This is a genomic window from Ensifer sp. M14, from assembly GCF_003355565.1.
Taxonomy (GTDB): Bacteria; Pseudomonadota; Alphaproteobacteria; order Rhizobiales; family Rhizobiaceae; genus Ensifer.
This window is the reverse complement of record NZ_QJNR01000014.1, coordinates 294,428-312,289: the sequence shown is the minus strand read 5'-3', so window position 1 is coordinate 312,289 and position 17,862 is coordinate 294,428. Positions and strand designations below refer to the sequence as shown.

At 63.5% G+C, this 17,862-nt stretch carries 16 protein-coding genes; 8 read left to right on the top strand and 8 right to left on the bottom strand.

The annotated features are described in order from the left end of the window. Window positions 1-41: 41 nt before the first annotated feature. Window positions 42-1,517 carry an SLC13 family permease gene (locus tag BLJAPNOD_RS30035; RefSeq protein ID WP_244611152.1) on the bottom strand — a complete coding sequence of 492 codons (1,476 nt, stop codon included), beginning with the start codon at window positions 1,515-1,517 and terminating at the stop codon, window positions 42-44. Between the two features lie 298 nt (window positions 1,518-1,815). On the opposite strand from BLJAPNOD_RS30035, the gene BLJAPNOD_RS30030 reads away from it, so the two are divergent. Then, on the top strand, window positions 1,816-2,286 hold the full coding sequence (locus BLJAPNOD_RS30030) for a pyridoxamine 5'-phosphate oxidase family protein (protein ID WP_077501331.1): 471 nt from the start codon (window positions 1,816-1,818) through the stop codon (window positions 2,284-2,286). A gap of 78 nt (window positions 2,287-2,364) precedes the next feature. Here the strand turns inward: BLJAPNOD_RS30030 and BLJAPNOD_RS30025 are convergent, their stop codons facing one another. From BLJAPNOD_RS30025 to BLJAPNOD_RS30000, 6 genes are all read right to left on the bottom strand, one after another. Further along, window positions 2,365-3,609, bottom strand: a complete 1,245-nt coding sequence (locus BLJAPNOD_RS30025) for a Gfo/Idh/MocA family oxidoreductase (RefSeq protein WP_115422464.1) — start codon at window positions 3,607-3,609, stop codon at window positions 2,365-2,367. A 22-nt stretch (window positions 3,610-3,631) separates the two neighbouring features. Then, on the bottom strand, window positions 3,632-4,654 hold the full coding sequence (locus tag BLJAPNOD_RS30020) for a LacI family DNA-binding transcriptional regulator (protein ID WP_115422463.1): 1,023 nt from the start codon (window positions 4,652-4,654) through the stop codon (window positions 3,632-3,634). Further along, a complete protein-coding gene (locus BLJAPNOD_RS30015; protein WP_115422462.1) occupies window positions 4,651-5,607 on the bottom strand; it encodes an ABC transporter permease in 957 nt (318 codons plus the stop codon). Before BLJAPNOD_RS30015 ends, BLJAPNOD_RS30020 begins: the two co-directional genes overlap by 4 nt. After that, complete coding sequence (locus tag BLJAPNOD_RS30010; RefSeq protein ID WP_115422461.1) at window positions 5,604-6,596, bottom strand: ABC transporter permease; 993 nt, start codon at window positions 6,594-6,596, stop codon at window positions 5,604-5,606. The genes BLJAPNOD_RS30015 and BLJAPNOD_RS30010 overlap by 4 nt, the downstream gene beginning before the upstream one ends. Next, window positions 6,596-8,101, bottom strand: coding sequence for a sugar ABC transporter ATP-binding protein (locus BLJAPNOD_RS30005; protein WP_115422460.1), 1,506 nt, complete (start codon window positions 8,099-8,101; stop codon window positions 6,596-6,598). The genes BLJAPNOD_RS30010 and BLJAPNOD_RS30005 overlap by 1 nt, the downstream gene beginning before the upstream one ends. A gap of 68 nt (window positions 8,102-8,169) precedes the next feature. Beyond that, window positions 8,170-9,195, bottom strand: coding sequence for an ABC transporter substrate-binding protein (locus BLJAPNOD_RS30000; protein ID WP_077501321.1), 1,026 nt, complete (start codon window positions 9,193-9,195; stop codon window positions 8,170-8,172). A gap of 464 nt (window positions 9,196-9,659) precedes the next feature. On the opposite strand from BLJAPNOD_RS30000, the gene BLJAPNOD_RS29995 reads away from it, so the two are divergent. The 4 genes from BLJAPNOD_RS29995 (at window position 9,660) to BLJAPNOD_RS29980 (ending at window position 13,172) form a co-directional block, all read left to right on the top strand. Next, complete coding sequence (locus BLJAPNOD_RS29995; RefSeq protein WP_077501319.1) at window positions 9,660-10,475, top strand: DUF3100 domain-containing protein; 816 nt, start codon at window positions 9,660-9,662, stop codon at window positions 10,473-10,475. Window positions 10,476-10,492: 17 nt separating this feature from the next. After that, window positions 10,493-11,008: a hypothetical protein gene (locus BLJAPNOD_RS29990; protein WP_077501317.1), complete on the top strand. Its 516-nt coding sequence runs from the start codon at window positions 10,493-10,495 to the stop codon at window positions 11,006-11,008. A gap of 64 nt (window positions 11,009-11,072) precedes the next feature. Beyond that, window positions 11,073-12,230: a M20 aminoacylase family protein gene (locus BLJAPNOD_RS29985; RefSeq protein WP_115422737.1), complete on the top strand. Its 1,158-nt coding sequence runs from the start codon at window positions 11,073-11,075 to the stop codon at window positions 12,228-12,230. A 24-nt stretch (window positions 12,231-12,254) separates the two neighbouring features. After that, window positions 12,255-13,172, top strand: a complete 918-nt coding sequence (locus BLJAPNOD_RS29980) for a LysR family transcriptional regulator (RefSeq protein ID WP_244611151.1) — start codon at window positions 12,255-12,257, stop codon at window positions 13,170-13,172. A gap of 63 nt (window positions 13,173-13,235) precedes the next feature. Here the strand turns inward: BLJAPNOD_RS29980 and BLJAPNOD_RS29975 are convergent, their stop codons facing one another. Beyond that, window positions 13,236-14,135, bottom strand: a complete 900-nt coding sequence (locus BLJAPNOD_RS29975) for a LysR family transcriptional regulator (RefSeq protein ID WP_115422459.1) — start codon at window positions 14,133-14,135, stop codon at window positions 13,236-13,238. A gap of 103 nt (window positions 14,136-14,238) precedes the next feature. On the opposite strand from BLJAPNOD_RS29975, the gene BLJAPNOD_RS29970 reads away from it, so the two are divergent. From BLJAPNOD_RS29970 to BLJAPNOD_RS29960, 3 genes are all read left to right on the top strand, one after another. Then, complete coding sequence (locus tag BLJAPNOD_RS29970; protein WP_077501309.1) at window positions 14,239-15,228, top strand: zinc-dependent alcohol dehydrogenase family protein; 990 nt, start codon at window positions 14,239-14,241, stop codon at window positions 15,226-15,228. Between the two features lie 155 nt (window positions 15,229-15,383). Further along, window positions 15,384-16,271 (top strand): NAD(P)-dependent oxidoreductase, encoded by an 888-nt coding sequence (locus tag BLJAPNOD_RS29965; RefSeq protein WP_115422458.1) that lies wholly within the window; start codon window positions 15,384-15,386, stop codon window positions 16,269-16,271. A 24-nt stretch (window positions 16,272-16,295) separates the two neighbouring features. Next, window positions 16,296-17,831 (top strand): aldehyde dehydrogenase family protein, encoded by a 1,536-nt coding sequence (locus BLJAPNOD_RS29960; RefSeq protein ID WP_115422736.1) that lies wholly within the window; start codon window positions 16,296-16,298, stop codon window positions 17,829-17,831. Window positions 17,832-17,862: the final 31 nt, after the last annotated feature.

Below are 17,862 nucleotides of genomic sequence, written 5' to 3'. Positions count from 1 at the left end.
GCTCCGGCCTTTGATAATGCATTTGTTTTCAGCTTCTTACGTCAGGACCCAAGCCCCATAAGCGGCCAGATGAAGACGGCAACAAGCGTCAGGAGCCCAATGAAGGGAATGAGCAGCATCGCGGCAAGGCGCATCAAGTCAGTCGGCGTGAAAGCGGGCGGTTCCATGCCACCAAAGAGCGCCACGGGCTTGGCCGAAACCATTAGCGTCTGGCAGAAACCACTACCCAGCGTTGCCGCCATGATCAGAACGGCCGGATTAACGCCGAGCCCCGCGAGCGGCAAGGCGAGTGCCGGGATCAACACCGTTGCCCGCGCCGTGCGGGAGGCAACGACGATATGCGCGAACGTGGCAAGGATCACGGTGAACAGGATCACCAGCCAGGCCGGCGGCTTGCCGACGAGGCTGAGCATTCCGATCGCGCGATCGGCAAGCAGGGCCGCGGTGCCTGTGCTCATCAGCGCTTCGCCGATGACCAGCGTGCCGGCGAGAAACAGCAGCAGGTTCCACTCGACGGTCTTCAACGCCTTGCGAAACGGCATTCCCGAGACCCTTTCCGAAGCCATGACCAGGGCGCCGATCAAGGCAACGAAGGGCAAGGCGACGCCATGAAGACCTGACGTCGCAAGCGCCAGAACGATGAGCGCCGTGACCGCCAGCAACGTCCGCTCCTGCGCAAGAAGCGGCTGCCTTTCAGTCCTTTCATTCACCTCGAAAACGGCATTGCGATCCTCTGCGCCGAGGAAAAACCGCAGGATGAGGCCGCAGGCGGTCAAGCTCGTGATCAATCCGAACGGTGCTGCCAGCAGAGCCCAATCGAGGAAATCGGGCGCGTTGCCGCCACTGCGGCGGATGAAATCGACTGCCACCAGATGGGCACCGGCACCGGTCAGCGAGGCAGCGGCCGACAAGAGGATCACTGACGGGAAAAGCAGGGCGAGCGCCCGGGTGACATCAGGCCGACCGATGGCGGCCGTCAGCCCCAGAAAGACCGGCATGAAGATGGCCGCCCGCGCCGATGTGGAGGGAATGATGAACGCGGTCGCAAAGATTGTCAGAGTCACCGCCCAGAAGAGGCTGCTGACGCGCTGGAAAGGTGCGAGCAACCGGAAGGTGAGACGCTCCACTAGCCCAGACGCCTGCAGCACCGAGGCAATCACGAAGGCCGCGATCATCAGCCAGACGATATCATTGCCAAGTGCTGCAAACACCGCTTCTTCGCTGACGGTGCCGGTGGCACCAAGTGCGAGAGCCCCGGCAAGCGCTACCGGCGTTTCTGGAAGGTCGAAGATCGTCCAGCAGACAAGCGTTGTCGCAAACACCATCAGCGCCAGGCGCATCGGCACGGTCAGCCCATCTGCCGCGGCAAAGATAAGGATCGCGGCGAACACGAGCAGCATCGACCCGGTCAACAGCCGCACCTGGCGCAGCGGCATCTGCCCGCCAAAGTCGCCTGCCTCGTTGGCGGGGGAGATGATGATGTCCTTCGCCGGTGCAAATGCTTGAATGCCGGTCATGATGGCCCAATCCTTTTCTGCTAGCGGCCGGTTCGCGGCGAAAGCCCACGCACGACGCCCGACCTTCAATAGGTGTCTGTGAGGGCCTAACGGTGCTGCACGCGGATTATTCCGCCCGGAGCGCAACGGGGTTCAATTTATCGGTAGAAGATGCACAGGGACGCCGGATGAGGCCGAGCCGTTTCGGGGCTTTGGCAATCGCGCCTGTCAATGTTCACCGATTGCGCCATATCAATGCGGTGGACAGCGAAATGCGTGCAGTATTTTGGTAGCGTCTTACCGCTGGAGGAAGCGAGATATGTTCGTCAGGGAATTGTCGCGTGAGGAATGCATCGCACTTGTCTCCTCGCACCATATCGGTCGGCTGGCCTGCGCCAGGGATGACCAGCCCTACATCGTCCCCATCCAGTACGCCTTTACTGCAAACCGGCTATACGGCTTCTCGATGCCCGGACAGAAAGTCGATTGGATGCGTGCCAACCCGCTTGTCTGTGTCCAGATCGACGAGTTTTCCAACGGGGGAAGGTGGAAGAGCGCCGTCATCTACGGCAAGTATCGCGAGCTGCCCGACACACAGCAAGGGCATCAAGAGCGCCTGCAGGCATGGTCGCTGTTGGAGAAACGCACCAACTGGTGGGAACCTGGTGGGCTGAAGCCGGCAGAACAGGGCGTCGTCGGAACGTCCCCGCATCTGTTCTTTGTCATCGAGATCGACGAGATAACCGGGCGCGCGGCGGGCGAAGACCCGGTGGACATCTCCTCGCATTGACGAGAACCCGCCCGAGCCCGGAGGCCTGGCCTATCCAGTTGACGGGGGCGGCGCCCCCGCCAGCCTCGACAATCTCTGTCAGGCGCCCTTGCGCGCGACGACTGGAACGTAGTGCTCAAGCTCCGGCGCGGGGAACTGCAAGGTGGCATTGATCTCGGCGGAGCGATAAAGCCCCATCAGCATCTCGACCACGGCAAGTCCGTCCTCGAAGGTTTCAAGCGGCTTCTCACCCTTGCGGAAGCATTCGACCATGTGGCGGTTCTCGTCGGTGTAGCCGTAGACGCCGGCCTCGTCCTCGAGCACCGGCATCAACCCCTGCTCGGCATTCTGCTTCTCGACGAGGTCCTCGCCTTCCGACCCGGTGACTTCGCGGGACATGAAGATCTTCAGACCGGTGCTCAGCGAGTTGTACTCGAGCGCATATTCCGGTCCGAGCAATTCGAGCTGGATGCGCAGGCCGGCGCCGACATAGGCCCAGGACGTGGTCGCCTCGATCATCAGTTCGTTGCCGTCCTGATCCTCGAGCGTCACGGTCGCGCGGGCAAAATCCTCCGAAGGGCGGTGGCGGTAGTCGACGTCGTTACCGAAGCGCTTGCGCAACTGTTCGGCATAATGGGGGCGCGTCCATTTCAGGTTGGCGACGGTGCCGTTGACCGACTTGATCTTCAGCGAATTGCGCGGCGCGCCGGGTGCGGTCAGCAGGTAGCGCGCCACTTCGACGCTGTGGCACATCATATCGGAGAGAACGCCGCCGCCCTGCTTGTCGCCCTGCCAGAACCAGGGCTCGTGCGGGCCGGAATGCTCCTCCGCCGCGCGCGCCAGATAGGGTCTGCCGGTGGTGGACGCAGCCCGTCGCCAGATGATTTCCTTGCCACGCAGGACCGGCGTGCAGAACACCTGGTTTTCGAGATAGCCGTGGTTGAGGCCGGCATCCTCGGCGAGCGTCAGCATTTCGCGGGCTTCCGCCACCGTGCGTGCCAATGGCTTTTCGCAAGCAACCGCGAACACCTTGCTGCGGCCCGACTTGATTGCCCCGTGCAACGAACGCATCACGTCGAGGCGGGTATAGTTCGGCGACAGTATCCAGATCGCATCGACGTCATCGGCCGACAGCAGAGCTTCCAGGCTCTCATGCGTGCGGCAGGTGCCGAGCCCGAGCGTTTCGACTTCGCTTGCAAACTTCTCGCGGTTTTCCGCCTTACGGCTGAACACGCCCGTCACTTCGACATTGCGCACGCCGATCATCGACTTCAGGTGGAAATGGGCGATGAAGCCGGTTCCGACGAAACCCACGCGCAGCGTCTGCTTGGGTAGCTGTGTCATTCTCTTCTCCCAGATTGTCAGGTTATTGGCGTGGCGAGGCGGTGCTGGCCCGTATACTCAGGGCCGTCGGCAGCACAATCGGCGGGGAAAGACCCACCTCCTCGCCGGAAAGCATGCGCAGCAACAGCGACATCGCCGTCCGGCCGATATCGGCGCGCGGCTGGTTGACGGTCGTCAGCGGCGGATAGAAAGCCTTGCTCAGGTAGAGATCATCGAAGCCGACGACGGAAACATCACCCGGCACGTCGCGGCCGAGGCGGCGCAACTCGTGAATGGCGCCATAGGCCATTTCGTCGTTGGCGGCAAAAAGTGCTGTCGGCGGTTCGGCCAAGGCAAACAATTGGCCGCAGCAGAGCTGGCCGGTTTCGAGCAGATAGTCGCCCCGAACCTCGTATCCCTGGGGGATCGCAAGGCCGGCGTCCTGCATGGCGGCGCGGTAGCCCTCGCGCCGGTGCACGGCCATCACCTCGGGCAACGGCCCGGCGATATGGGCGATCTTGCGGTGGCCGAGCGAAATCAGATGCTCGACCGCGGCCTTCGCCGCTGCGACGTTATCGACCTGAACATGCGGCAGTCCGGAGGACTCGATCATTTCCAACGCGACGACAACAGGCAGCCGCGAAATGTCGACGCCCGCGTCGTGCCCCGCCGGCGGCAGTTTGCCGGTCATCAGGACCATGCCGTCGGCATGGCCGTCGCGCAGCATGTTGAAATATTCCGTCTCGCGATCCGGATCGTTCTCGGTGTTGCCCATCAGAACCGAGTAGCCGGCCTCGCGCGCCGTCGCCTCGACGCCCTTCAAGATATCGAGATAGAACGGGTTGCCGACGTCGCGCACGACGAGCAGCACCGACATCGACTTGCGGGTGCGCAGGTTACGGGCGCTGACATTCGGCCGGTAGTTGAGTTCCCTTGCAAGCGCATGGATCCGCTGGCTCGTTTCGGCCGTCACCAGGCCGGAATCGCTCAGCGCCCGCGACACGGTGGCGACGGAAACGCCGGCGCGCTCGGCGATATCCTTGATCTTCGGCCGGTGATCGCTCATGCCCGCATCGCCCTTCCGCGCCCATAGAACAGCATCAGCAACAAGAGCGTCGCGCCAAAGACCATCTGGCGGCCGGACTCATGGATGTTGACGGTGGTCAGGATGCCCTGGAGGATGACCAGCAACAGCGCGCCGGCCATGGTGCCGGTGTAACCGCCCTTGCCGCCGGCAAGCGATGTGCCACCGAAGACGACGGCGATGATCGAGGAAAGCATGTACTGCTCGCCGACATTGGCAAACGACGAGCCGGAATAGCCAAGCAGGCAGAGGCCGGCGATCGCCGCAAACATGCCGGAGATCATGAACAGACCGATGCGCATGCGGCGGACCGGCACGCCGGCCATGTAGGCCGCATGCTCGTTGGAGCCGATCGCATAAATGCGGTGGCCGAAGACCGTGCGGTTGAGCACGAAGGCCATGAAGAGGCCGATGGCGATCCAGAGCCAGATGATGCCGGGAATGCCGAACACCAGCGGCTGGGTGACGAAGGCGGAAAGGCCGGGTGCCGCGCGGCCGGAGGGAATGCCGTTGCGGATGACGACGAGCAGCCCCTGCAGCACGCCGAGCATGCCGAGCGTCATCACCAGCGGCGGGATGCGCAGCAACGTCACGCCAAGTCCGTTCAGGAGGCCGAAGAACGCGCCGGCCGCGAGGCAGGCAAGAATGGCCGGCAGGATGCCGCCATCGGCCCCGTTCATGACGTTACCGGCAATGATCGCCGAGAGCGACACGACACCGCCGACCGAAAGATCGATGCCTTCGCGACCGCCGAGGATGACGACATTCTGGCCGGCGGCGACAATGCCGAGCAGCGAGGCGACGATCAAAAGTCGCAGGATCTGGTCGGCAGAGGCAAAGCCCGGCGACAGGCTTTCGCCGAGATAGAGCAGCCCGACAATCAACAAAAGTGCGATGACCAGCGGCTTCTTGAGGAAGGGAATGACGGCGTTCATGCGCGTGCCCTCCGGCCGGCCAGCACGCCGGCCATCAAGACGAGAAGGATGGCGAGACCTTGGACGAAGTTCTGCCACTCCGACGGCGTGCCCATGAAGAAGACCAGCGAGTTGACGAGACCGATCGTCAGCGCGCCGAGCAGCGAGCCGACGACTGTCGTCCAGCCGCCCGCAAGCGCGCTGCCGCCGAGCACCACAGCCGCGACGCTATAGAGTGTCATCTTGCCGCCGACGAGCGGGTCGCCGCTGGCGGTGTCGCCGGTCAGACAAAACGCCGCGAGCGCCGAAAACAGGCCGCAAAGCGCATAACCCTTGATGCGCACCAGAACCACGGGAAGGCCCGTCTGGTAGGCGGCCTGCTGGTCGTCGCCGACGGCCAGAAGCTGGGTGACGAGGCGGGTGCGCGACAAAAGGAAGAGCAGAACGGCGAGTGCCGCCAGAACGTAGAAGATAAAGGGAAGGCCGAGCAGCCTCCCGCCATAGGTGCGCCAGAACAGGGCCGGCGCCGGGGTGCCGGCGACCGGCATGACATAGAGCGCGACGCCGGTGAAAAAGATGCTGGTGGCGAAGGTGGCAACGATCGCCTGCAATCTGAGCGCTGCAACGACGATGCCGTTGATCACGCCGCAGGCAAGCCCGAGCAGAATGCCGCACAACATCGCGGCGACCAAGGCGCCGGCGCCACCTCCCCATTTCTCCATCAGGACGACGAGGGCGACATTGACGAGCGACAGCGTCGCGCCAGCCGAAAGGTCGATGTCGCCGGCGGAAACCACATAGGTCTGGGCGATCGCCAGCATGATCAGCGCCATGTAGGTGCTGAGCAATCCCGTCAGTGAACGGTAACTGAGGCTGTTGGGCGAGAACGCGCCGTTCAACGCCAGAAGGGCGACGACGATGATCAATGCCGGCAGGAACGGATAGCGTTCGAGCCAGAGCTTGAGGCCGCCGGGGCGGGCAGACGGAGTTTCTATCGTGGTCGGTGTCATCACGCGGCCTCGTATGCAGCCTGATAGAGATTGTAGCGGGTGCGATCCTCGCCGGTGAGTTCGCGCGTCACCGATCCGCCGTTGAAGACGAGGATGCGGTTGGCATTGCCCAGCAGTTCGGCGTCCTCCGAGGAGTAGAGCAGGATGCCGAGCCCGTCTGCCGCCAGTTGGCGAATGAGGGCGAAAAGATCCGCCTTGGCCGACAGGTCGATGCCCTTGGTCGGATCGTCGAGCAGCAGCACGTCCGGCCGGTCGATCAGCCAGCGGGCGATGATCACCTTCTGCTGGTTGCCGCCGGAAAGCGAATTGATCGGATGCATGAGGCTCGCAAACTTGGTGTGCATGGCTTCAAGCGCCGGCATCGCCTTTTGCCTGAGGCTTGACGGACGTGCAATCATCAGCCGGTCGCGCAGATAATGGATGGGCGTGACGTTCTCGATGATCGGCCTGCCGGCGATGACGCCGTCGCGGCCACGGTCGCCCGAGACATAGGCGCAACCGCGCCGGATGGCGTCACGTGGGCTTTTCGCATCGAAACGGTCGCTGCCGATGCGGATCTCGCCCGATGTGATGGAGCCAGCGCCGAAGATTGCGCGCAACACCGCCGACTGCCCCTGGCCGTGCAGACCGCCGAGCCCGAGGATCTCGCCCTTGGCGACCTCGAAGCTGACATTGCGGAAGCCGACGCCGGAAAGCCGGTCGACAGTCATGGCGGCGCCGGTCGAAAAGCTCGCAACGGCAGGCGCGGAGGATTGCGAGGCGGGCATGTCACCGGCGCCGCCGACCATAAGCCGGATAACGGCTGCGGGGTCAGTCTCGGAAAGGTTGAGTGTCTTGATCGTCTCGCCGTCGCGGATGATCGTTACGCGATCGCCAATCGCAATAATCTCGTCCATGCGGTGCGAAATGAAGATGATCCCGCGGCCGTCGCGCTTCAGCCCGCGAAGAATATCGAAGAAGCGTTCGACCTGTGCCCGATCGAGCGCCGAGGTCGGTTCGTCGAAGATCAGGATCGGCGCTTCGCTGGCGAGCGCCTTCATGATCTCGACCAGCTGGCGCTGATCGGCGCGCAAGTTTCCGACGAGCGTTTCAGCGGTAAATCCGTCGCCGGAAACCTCGGAGAAAAGATCGATGTAACGCGCAGCCCGCGCCTTCAGGGCGGAACGATCGATGAAGAGCCCGGCCTTCACCGGCAGCATCGCCAGGCAGATGTTCTCCTCGACCGAGCGGTTCCCCGCAAGGCTGAGCTCCTGATAGAAGATACCGATGCCTTGCTCACGCGCCGACTGCGGCCCTGAAATCGTGACTGGCCGGCCGTCGATCAGGATCTCGCCGCCGTCGGGACGTACGCTGCCGGCAATGATCTTGCACAACGTGCTCTTGCCCGAGCCGTTCGAGCCCATGAGCACATGGACTTCGCCGGCGGCGATCTCAAGGTCGCCGCGGCGCAAAGCCAGGGTGGCGCCGTAAGCCTTGCTTACGCCGTTCAACTTCAATTTCGACATGGGGTTTGATCCGTAAAGTCGGGTCCGGGGTGCCGGGCGGATCAGCAGATCCGCCCGGCTTCAGGCGCTTACTTGAAGAGCGCTTCGGCGTCTTCGATCGAAAGAGCGCTGGTGTAGGAATAGTAGCCTGGCTTGCCGTCAACCTGCTTGGCGGCGTCCGCCAGGTTCTTGCTGTCGATGAACGGGATCGGCAGGTACATGGCGTTCTTGTACTGACCGGCCGTTGCCGGCTCCTTCAGTTCCTTGCCCTGCAGCATGAGAACGGCAACGTTGAGCGCGCTTGCCATGACGCCGGGCGGATTGACGGTCGCGCCGGAGTTCAGCTTGTCCTTGCTCCAGAGGTCGATGAAGTCCTTGCGGATCTCGCCGGTGGCAGCGATCTGGCTTGCCTTGCCGGCATCCATGATCGACTTCCAGGCGCCTGCCGCCATGCCGTCCTGCACGACGACGCCGTTGACGTCAGGATAGGTCGCCAGGATGTTCTGCATGGCCTGCTGGCCCTGCGCCTGGTCCCAGTTGGCGTTGACCTCGTTGACCACCTGGATATCCGGATAGTCCTTGAAGACGCTCTTGTAGCCGGCGACGCGCATCTCGTTTGCCGGATGGCCGGCGACGCCGTTGATGGCAACGACCTTGCCCTTGCCGCCAAGCGTCTCGGCCAGCCACTTGGCGCCGGATGCACCCCAAGCCGTCTGGTCGATGCCGACATAGGTCGCATCCGGCGACGACACCTCGGCATCGGTGGCGATCACCAGGATGCCCGCTTCCTTCGCCTGGGCGAAGATCGGGTCGAAGGCCGTCGGGCTGTTCGGATTGATGATGATGGCGTTGACGCCTTCGGCGATGAAGTTGCGCACATGGGCGATCTGCCCGGGCACGTCGACATTGGCGCTCTGGACGGTGACTTCGACGTCGACGCCCTTTTCCTTCCATTTTTCCGCAGCCGCCTTGGCCTCGTCGATCATCTGCGTGCGCCACTCGCTGCCGACCCAACCATTGGACAAACCAATCTTTAAGGTTTCGGCATTGGCGAGTGAAGCGGAGATGGCGATGGATGCGACGGTGCCGAGTGCTACGGCGATAAGCTTCTTCATAAGATCCTCCCAAAATCTTGCGAGGACCATCAAGCCAGAAAATGTAATCGATTTCAATGGGGGTTTTCAGCGATTTTTGGTGGGTTTTTCCGAATTCTGGCCCTGAATCCGCAAACGAGCGGATTTGGTTGCGCCGATCGGCCCGATTGATGGGGAAAGCGGTTGGTTTCAGGGTTCTGGTCCGGACTTGGCCGAATACGCCCTTGGCCACGGCCGCGGCACATGCAAAAGCGAGAGCAAGCGAAACCCCGATTCGCATCCGCACAGCGCCAAAGCAGGACTGCAACCATGAAATGACAGACGGGACGAGCGGCTTTGTTGAAGGCCGCCTTCAGCTCAGCGGCTGTTGCTGGAACTGCAACACCTCGTTGCTCGCCGACCGGCTAGCCGGAATTTGTCCGCAGCCCATAGTGTGAAATCTGGGCAAAGAACAACAACTGGTCCCCCAACCAGAGGAGAACATCATGACCGGAAAACCCGGAGCCGCCACGGGCGGGCTCTATCTGCACATCCTTGTGCTTGCGATCGTCATCGTCTGCGAGTTGATCGGCATTCAACGCCTGTCTATCGGCCTTGGCACCGTGATCTTCCTGCCGATCCTTTACGCCTTCGCTCTCGGCATCCTGCTCAATCCCGCCATTTTCAAGGCGAGCGCCAAGTTCCTTTCCAAGGATGCGGTCAGACTGTCCGGCGCCATGATCACCGTTGCGATCATGCCCTTCATCGCCAAGTTCGGCACAACGGTCGGCCCGCAGATCTCAAAGATCATCGAGGCCGGACCGGCACTCGTGCTGCAGGAACTGGGCAACCTCGGTACCATCCTCGTCGCCTTCCCGGTCGCCGTGTTCCTGCTCAAGATGGGCCGCGAAGCCGTTGGTGCCACCTACTCGATCGACCGTGAACCGAACCTGGCGCTGATCGCCGATAAATACGGTCTCAATTCGCCGGAAGGCGCTGGCGCCATGGGCGTCTATGCCACCGGCACGCTGATCGGCACCTTCGTCTTTGCCATCATGCCGCCGCTCGTCCACGGCCTCGGCATCTTTGATGTGCGCGCGCTCGCCATGTCCTGCGGCGTCGGCTCCGGCTCGATGCTTGCGGCCTGCACCGGCGGCCTCGTCGCCGTCGTTCCGGACCAGAAGGACATCATCCTGGCGCTGGCAGCAGCCAGCAACATCCTGACCTACGCGACCGGTCTTTATGTCGGCATGTTCGTCGCCCTGCCGCTGACGGAATGGCTTTACAACAAGGCCCGCCCGTCCGAACGCAAAACAGCCTGATCGGGGAGACAGGAACAATGGCCAATCAAACGAATACCACCGCCAATCTTGCCGACGACCTGCCGCTCAACGCTGAAGACGAGCGCAAGATCGATGTCGTCAAGCACTCCGGACTGCTGCTGATCGCCTGCGCCATCGGCCTCATCGCCAACTGGGTCGGCACCGGCACATCGCCGCTTGTCGCCCTGCCCGGCATGTTAGTTCTCTATGTCGCCTGCATCATCGGCCTCGGCTTTGCGCGCTTCGTGCCCTTCTACCTGCCAAGCGTCGCCTGGGTCTCGCTGATCGCTATCCTGATCACCATTCCCGGCGTCCCTGGTGCTGCCTGGGTCAGCGAACAGGTCGAACACCTGAACTTCCTGGCGCTCGCCACCCCGGCACTTGCCTATGGCGGCCTTGCGCTGACCGCCAGCGAGTTTGCGATCGCCCGACGCTCCGGCTGGAAGATCGTCATCGTCGCGATCTGCGTGATGGTCGGAACCTATATGGGTTCCGTCGTCGTCGCCGATCTGTTCCTCAGGCTCGGCCAGTAGGATAGAACAACAGGCCGGCTGCTCCTGCGGCCGGCCTTCAATTTGCAGAGACAGGATGAACGAGATGAGCCGCCACGACATCAGCCCCGACCGTATCGCGGAAACGATCGCCTGGCGCCATCACCTGCATGCCCACCCGGAACTCGCCTTCGAGGAACGGGAAACCTCCGCCTTCATCGCCGCCAAGCTTGCCGAATGGGGCGTCGCCGTCAAAGCCGGCTATGGTGGCACCGGCCTCGTCGGCACGCTGTCGCGCGGCACGTCATCTCGCACCATCGCTATCCGCGCCGACATGGACGCGCTGCCGATCGTCGAGGCAAGCGGCGTTGCCTATGCGTCGAAAACATCCGGAAAGATGCATGCCTGCGGCCATGACGGCCACGTCTCGATGCTGCTCGCAGCGGCACGCCAGACCTCGGAAATGGAATTCGACGGCACTGTTCATTTCATCTTCCAGCCGGCGGAAGAAGCAGAAGGTGGAGCCCGCGCCATGGTCGCGGACGGCCTCTTCCGCGACTTTCCGGCCGACGCCGTCTATGCGGCGCACAATTGGCCGGCACTCGATGTCGGCACCTGCGTTGCCCGCGACGACGCGATGATGGCCGCCTTCGGCGTCTTCGAAATCCGTGTCACCGGCAGGGGCGCCCACGGCGCGATGCCACATGAGGGCGCCGACCCGTTGGTGGCCGCAGCCCAGATCGTGACAGCGCTGCAGACGATCGCCAGCCGCAACGTCTCGCCGCTCGATGCCGCCGTTGTCTCGGTGACCCAGATCCATGGCGGCGACGCCTGGAACGTCATCCCGCAGGAGGCCGTCATTCGCGGCACCACGCGCTGGTTCGCGAAGGACGTCGGCGAAATCCTCGAAAATCGCATGCGAACGCTGGTCGTCGCCGTCGCCGAAGGCCTCGGCTGCTCGGCCGATCTCGACTATCAACGGCGATATCCCGCCACGATCAACGATGCGGCGTCGGCCGCTTTCGTGCGCTCGGTTGCAGCGCAGGACGGCGCCCTCTCGGTGGTCGATGCCGCCCCCAGCATGGCCGCCGAAGACTTCGCCTTCATGCTCGAGGAGCGCCCCGGCTGCTACCTCTGGCTGGGCGCACGCCGCGACGGTTCCAACCCCGGCCTGCATTCGCCGCACTTCGATTTCAACGATGCGATTATCCCAGCGGGCGTTAACCTCTGGACACGATTGATCGCGACGTCTCTTGGTCGTTGACCTCCAACGGTTTCCGTCGCATCCATGACCGCCATGGACGTACTCGACGCGAAAGCGCTGAAAATCTTTATGGCGGTCGCCCGCATCGGCTCGATCCGGGGTGCTGCCGAACATATGGGGCTGGCGCCGTCTGTGGTCAGCCGCCAGATTGCCGACACCGAGCGCGAAATCGGCCTTGCCCTATTCGAGCGCACCGCGCGCGGCACCGTTTTGACCGATGCCGGCGACCTCGTTCTCGAACATGGCAAGCGGGTTCTTGAGGACAACGGGCTGCTTGCCGAGCAACTCGACCAGATCCGCGGCGTGCAGCAGACCCGCATCCGCATTCGCTGCGGCGAAGGTTTCATGGCCGATCTGGTCGAACACGGGCTGTCGTCGTTCTCGAAGGCACACTCCTATGTCCGCTATATCGTTGAACTCGGCAGCACCGAGGATGTGGTCGATGCCATCGCCAACAGCGACGCGGATATCGGTATCGCCTATACACCGCTGACCGATCCGCGCATCCGGGCGCTGGCAATCGCGCGCCAGCCGCTCTGCGTCATCGTGCCCAATGGGCATGCCCTCTCCAGCCGCACGCAGCTGAAGCTGGCAGACTGTCTGACGTCGCCCTGTGCCCTGCTCGGCAAGGGCAATGGCGTCACCCAGATCGTCGCCCGCGTAGCCGCCGATGCCGGCATGGCGCTGGCGCCCTTGCTCGAAACACACTCGATCGAGGTGCTGCGCCGCTTCGTCGCCTCCGGTCTCGGCGTCACCTTCCTGCCACGCGCCGCCGTCTCCGGCGAAATCGACCGTGGCGCCATGCAGGCGGTCGACCTCGAAGATCCGCTGCTGCGGGAGGCGAGCGCCCATCTGATGGTGCGCGCCCATCGGCGCCTGCCGCTCTCTGTGGAAAAGCTCGGCCAGCACCTGGCGCTGGAAATGCAGTCCTTCCGGGTTTGAAGCCTAGAAAGCCCGCCTTCCGGTGAAGTCTGTCACAACAGTGACCTACCGAAGCAGCCCCGTTCAGATCATCGCCTTCGGCAAGGCTACTGCCAACGCATCGACGGCAAGGCGGACCTTCAAAGGCAAATGCGGGGTACGCAGCCACAGGGCGTAGTTGTCGAACACGTACCCGGGTTCGTCCTGCAGGACTTCGACAAGCGCGCCGCCGGTGATGCGATGGCGAACAAGCCGTGACGGCAGCCAGGCCAGCCCCATCCCGGCGGTCGCCGCATCTGCAATCGCTTCGAGATCGTCGAACCGCAGCCGGTTGGCCGGCGTCACCTCCAATGCCGGCTGCCCATCACGCGGAAACAACCAGGGATGCACCCATCCCGGCCGATGGTATGTCACCGCATGATGGCCACCCAGATCGTCGATCTGTCTTGGGACGCCATGGTGCTCGATGTAGGACGGCGATGCGCAAACGACCATGCTGTGACTGGCGAGACGGCGGGCGACAAGGCCCGACCTGTCCTCCAGGGCGCCGGTACGGATGGCAAGGTCATAGCCGTCTTCTGCGAGATCGATGATGCGATCACCGAAAGAGAGTTCAAGTTCGAGCCTTGGATGTTTTCGGGCGAACGCCATGAGGATCGGTGCAACACACCGGCGCCCGAGCAGCGCCGGCATGGTAACGCGCAACCGCCCGCGTGGCTCGGAGAGCTGATCGGCCGCAAGCGCGTCGGCGGCTTCCGCTTCTGAAAGGATAACGCGGCAGCGGTCATAGTAGGCCCGGCCAAATTCGGTCAGGCTCTGCCGCCGCGTGGTGCGGTTGATCAGCCGCACCCCGAGCCGTTCCTCCAGAAACCGGACATGCTTGCCGACCATCGGCCCGGAGAGGTGGAGCGCCTCCGAAGCGGCAGCAAACGAGCCTCGATCCACCGCTTTGACGAACACCGCCATGCTGGTGAGCCGATCCATATTCGAAACTCCTGGTTTCTACTGCATTGCTCGCCCCACCATTTATCGAATTCAACCGGTCGCGCATAGCTTATTCAGTTCAATCATTACGGAGTTACGGCTGATGGCACGCATTGTTCGTTTTCATGAGCATGGTGGTCCCGAAGTCCTGCGCATCGAGGATCACGAGGTTGCCGCGCCCGGTGCCGGAGAGGTCCGAATCCGCGTCAAGGCGCTTGGCCTCAATCGCGCCGAAGCGTTGCTGCGCGCGGGCCGCTACATCGAGACGCCCGCACTGCCCTCTGGTCTCGGCCTCGAGGCTGCTGGACTGGTGGAGTCGGTCGGCGAAGGCGTCGACGGTTTCGTTTCCGGTGACGCCGTCAGCATCATTCCGCCGATTTCGATGATCCGCTGGCCCGCCTATGGCGAGCTCATCACCGTCCCTGCCGCGCAGGTCGTAAAACATCCAGCGTCGCTCAATTGGGACGAGGCCGCGGCCCTCTGGATGCAGTATCTGACGGCCTATGGTGCGCTGATCGACATCGCCAAGCTCGGCAGGCAAGATATGGTCGTGATCACCGCCGCCTCGAGCAGTGTCGGACTGGCCGCCATCCAGATCGCCAACTTGGTTGGCGCAACCGCGATCGCCGTCACGCGGACCTCAGCCAAGAGACAGGCGCTGCTCGACTTCGGCGCAGTTCATGTAATCGCGTCGGCGGAAGAAGACCTGGAAGCCCGACTGAAGGAGATTGTGGGACCGAAAGGTGTCCGCGTGGTACTCGACCCGATCGGCGGGCCGATCTTTGAGCCGCTGACGGCGGCTATGTCGCATGGCGGCATTCTGATCGAATACGGCGGCCTCAGCCCCGAGCCGACGCCCTTTCCACTCTTCACCGTGCTCGGCAAGGCGCTGACGCTGCGCGGTTATCTCGTGCACGAAATCCTCGGCGATCCCGAGCGACTGGAAGCCGCCAAGACCTTCATCATCGGCGGCCTGGAATCGGGTGCGCTAAAGCCAGCCATCGCCCGGGTCTTTCCCTTCGAGCAGATCGTCGAGGCGCATCGTTATCTCGAGGCGAACGAGCAGTTCGGCAAGATCGTCGTGACCGTGTGACGCTCGAGGGCGAGCCTCGAACGATGGGCGACCTACCTTCACAAACCGACGTTGCGGCGCCAGCAACGCAGTGTACCGGCGCCGCCGTCTACCCGCCCCAACGACCCCGTGCGACCCTCTCGGCACCATAACAAATACCGAGGGTGACACCGGATATGACGACGAAAGAGACAAGGGTAGGCGTGGTCGGCCTTGGAGCCATGGGGCTCGGCATGGCGACCACGCTCGCAAGCAACGGTTTTGCCGTCAAAGGTTTCGACCTTTCCGATGACAGGCGGAAACTCGCGGCCGAAGGCGGTGTGTCGCCTTGCGAAACGCTCGCCGATGTCTTCGCTAGGATCGACTTCATCGTTTTCTCGCTGCCGACGGCGAAGGACGTCGCAGCCGTCGTCGAAGCCAATCTCGACGCACTCAAGGCGGCCGGGGATCGTGTCGTCATCATCGACACGTCAACGTCGGAACCCGACGTCTCGCGTGACCTTGCTGCAGGCCTCAATGCGCTTGGCCACGGCTTCCTCGATGCGCCGGTGTCCGGCGGTCCGGCTGGCGCGGCGAGCGGTTCGCTGACGATGATAATCGGCGGCAGCGACGCCGATGTTACCCGCGCCAAGATGGTGATCGACGCGATGGCGGCCAAGGCCCTGCACGTAGGCCCTAGCGGTGCCGGCAACGTCGCCAAACTCGTCAACAACCTGCTGGCAGCCGCTCATATGGTGACGACGGGCGAAGGCCTGAAGCTCGCGCTTTCGGCCGGGCTCGAGCCCGAACAGGCGCTGAAGGTGCTGAACGCTGCCTCGGGCAAATCGATGATCAGCGACGTGCATTTTCCGACATGGGTGATGAACGACCGCTTCGACAGCGGCTTCACCATGGGCCTGATGCGCAAGGATGTCAGGCTTGCAAGCGAGCTGGCAGCCCGCACCGGTGCCGCACTGCCGCTTTCGGCAACAGTCGCCCGGCTCTGGGCCGAAAGCCCGCTCGACAATGCCGATGACTTCACCCGCATGGGCGCATTTCGCGCCGCGGCCAACGACAACCGATAAGACAAGGGGAAGACGATGAACGACATGACCATGCCCGCCGGAAAGGCCGAGCGCATCCGCGAACTCTTCCATGGTTTCCTGCCCGGCAGCGAGATCGGCAGCTATGTCGACGGCGCGCTGATGGCAGGCTCGGGCGCTGAGCAAGACCTGACCGACCCGGCGACTGGCGAAGTTTTCGCCACATTCAAGGATGCCGGCAACGACGTCATCGATGCGGCAATGGAGGCAGCCGCCCGCGCCCAACGCGAATGGATCGCCATGACGGCATCGGCGCGCGGCCGGGTGATGAACGAAATCGCCCGCAAGATCCGTGAGCGCGCACCCGAATTGGCCGAACTGGAGAGCCGCTCCGCCGGCCGGCCGATCCGCGATATCCGCGGCGAAGCGCTGCGGGTCGCCGAGATGTTCGAATATTACGCCGGCTGGTGCGACAAGCTGCACGGCGAAGTCATTCCGGTGCCGACGTCGCACCTGAATTATGTCAGGCACGAGCCGGTCGGCGTCGTCGCCCAGATCACGCCCTGGAATGCGCCGCTCTTTACCGGCGGCTGGCAGATCGCCCCGGCCATCTGCGCCGGCAACGGCGTCGTCATCAAGCCGTCGGAGCTGACGCCGCTCAGCACCCTGGTGCTCGGCGCCCTTTGCGAAGCGGGCGGCGCACCGCGCGGTCTCGTCAATGTCATCGCCGGCGCCGGCCTGACCGCGGGGGCCGCCATGGTCGCCCACAAGAAGACGGCGCTCGTCGTCTTCGTCGGCTCAGCTCAGGCCGGCTCTGCTATTGCGGCAGCCGCTGCGAAAAACGTCGTGCCTTGCATTCTCGAACTCGGTGGCAAGTCGGGCAACATCGTCTTTGCCGATGCGGATCTCGACCGCGCCATCGTCGGCGCGCAATCGGCGATCTTCTCCGGCGCCGGCCAGAGCTGCGTTGCCGGTTCTCGTCTCTTGATCCACCGCTCGGTGCACCAGCAATTCGTCGAGCGTTACGCTCGCGCCGCCGAGCGCATTCCGGTCGGCGATCCCTATCTCGACGCCACCCAGATCGGCCCGATCAACAATGCCCGTCAATGGGCGAAGATCGACGAAATGGTGCGCCAGGGCGTGGCCGAAGGCGCGACGCTTGCAACCGGCGGTGCCAAGCCGGAAGCGCTTTCCGCTTCCGGCGGCTTCTTCTTCGCCCCGACCATCCTCGACAACGTCAAGCCCGACATGACGATTGCGCGCGAGGAAGTCTTCGGCCCGGTCGTCGGCGTCACCGTGTTTGACGACGAGGACGAGGCGGTGGCGCTTGCCAACGATAACCCCTACGGCCTTGCCGGCGCCGTCTGGACCAGGGACGTCGGCCGCGCCCACCGCATGGCCGCGCGCGTGCGCGCCGGTACGTTCTGGATCAATGGCTACAAAACGATCAGCGTCATGTCACCCTTCGGCGGCTTCGGCCGCTCCGGTTATGGCCGCTCCAGCGGCCGCGACGCGCTGCTTGCCTATACCCAGACCAAGAGCGTCTGGGTGGAGACCGCGGAAAACCCGGCCGTGGTCTTCGGCTATTCGCCGGAAGCCTGATACAGCCCCGGCTGAAACGAGAAGCGGCCGG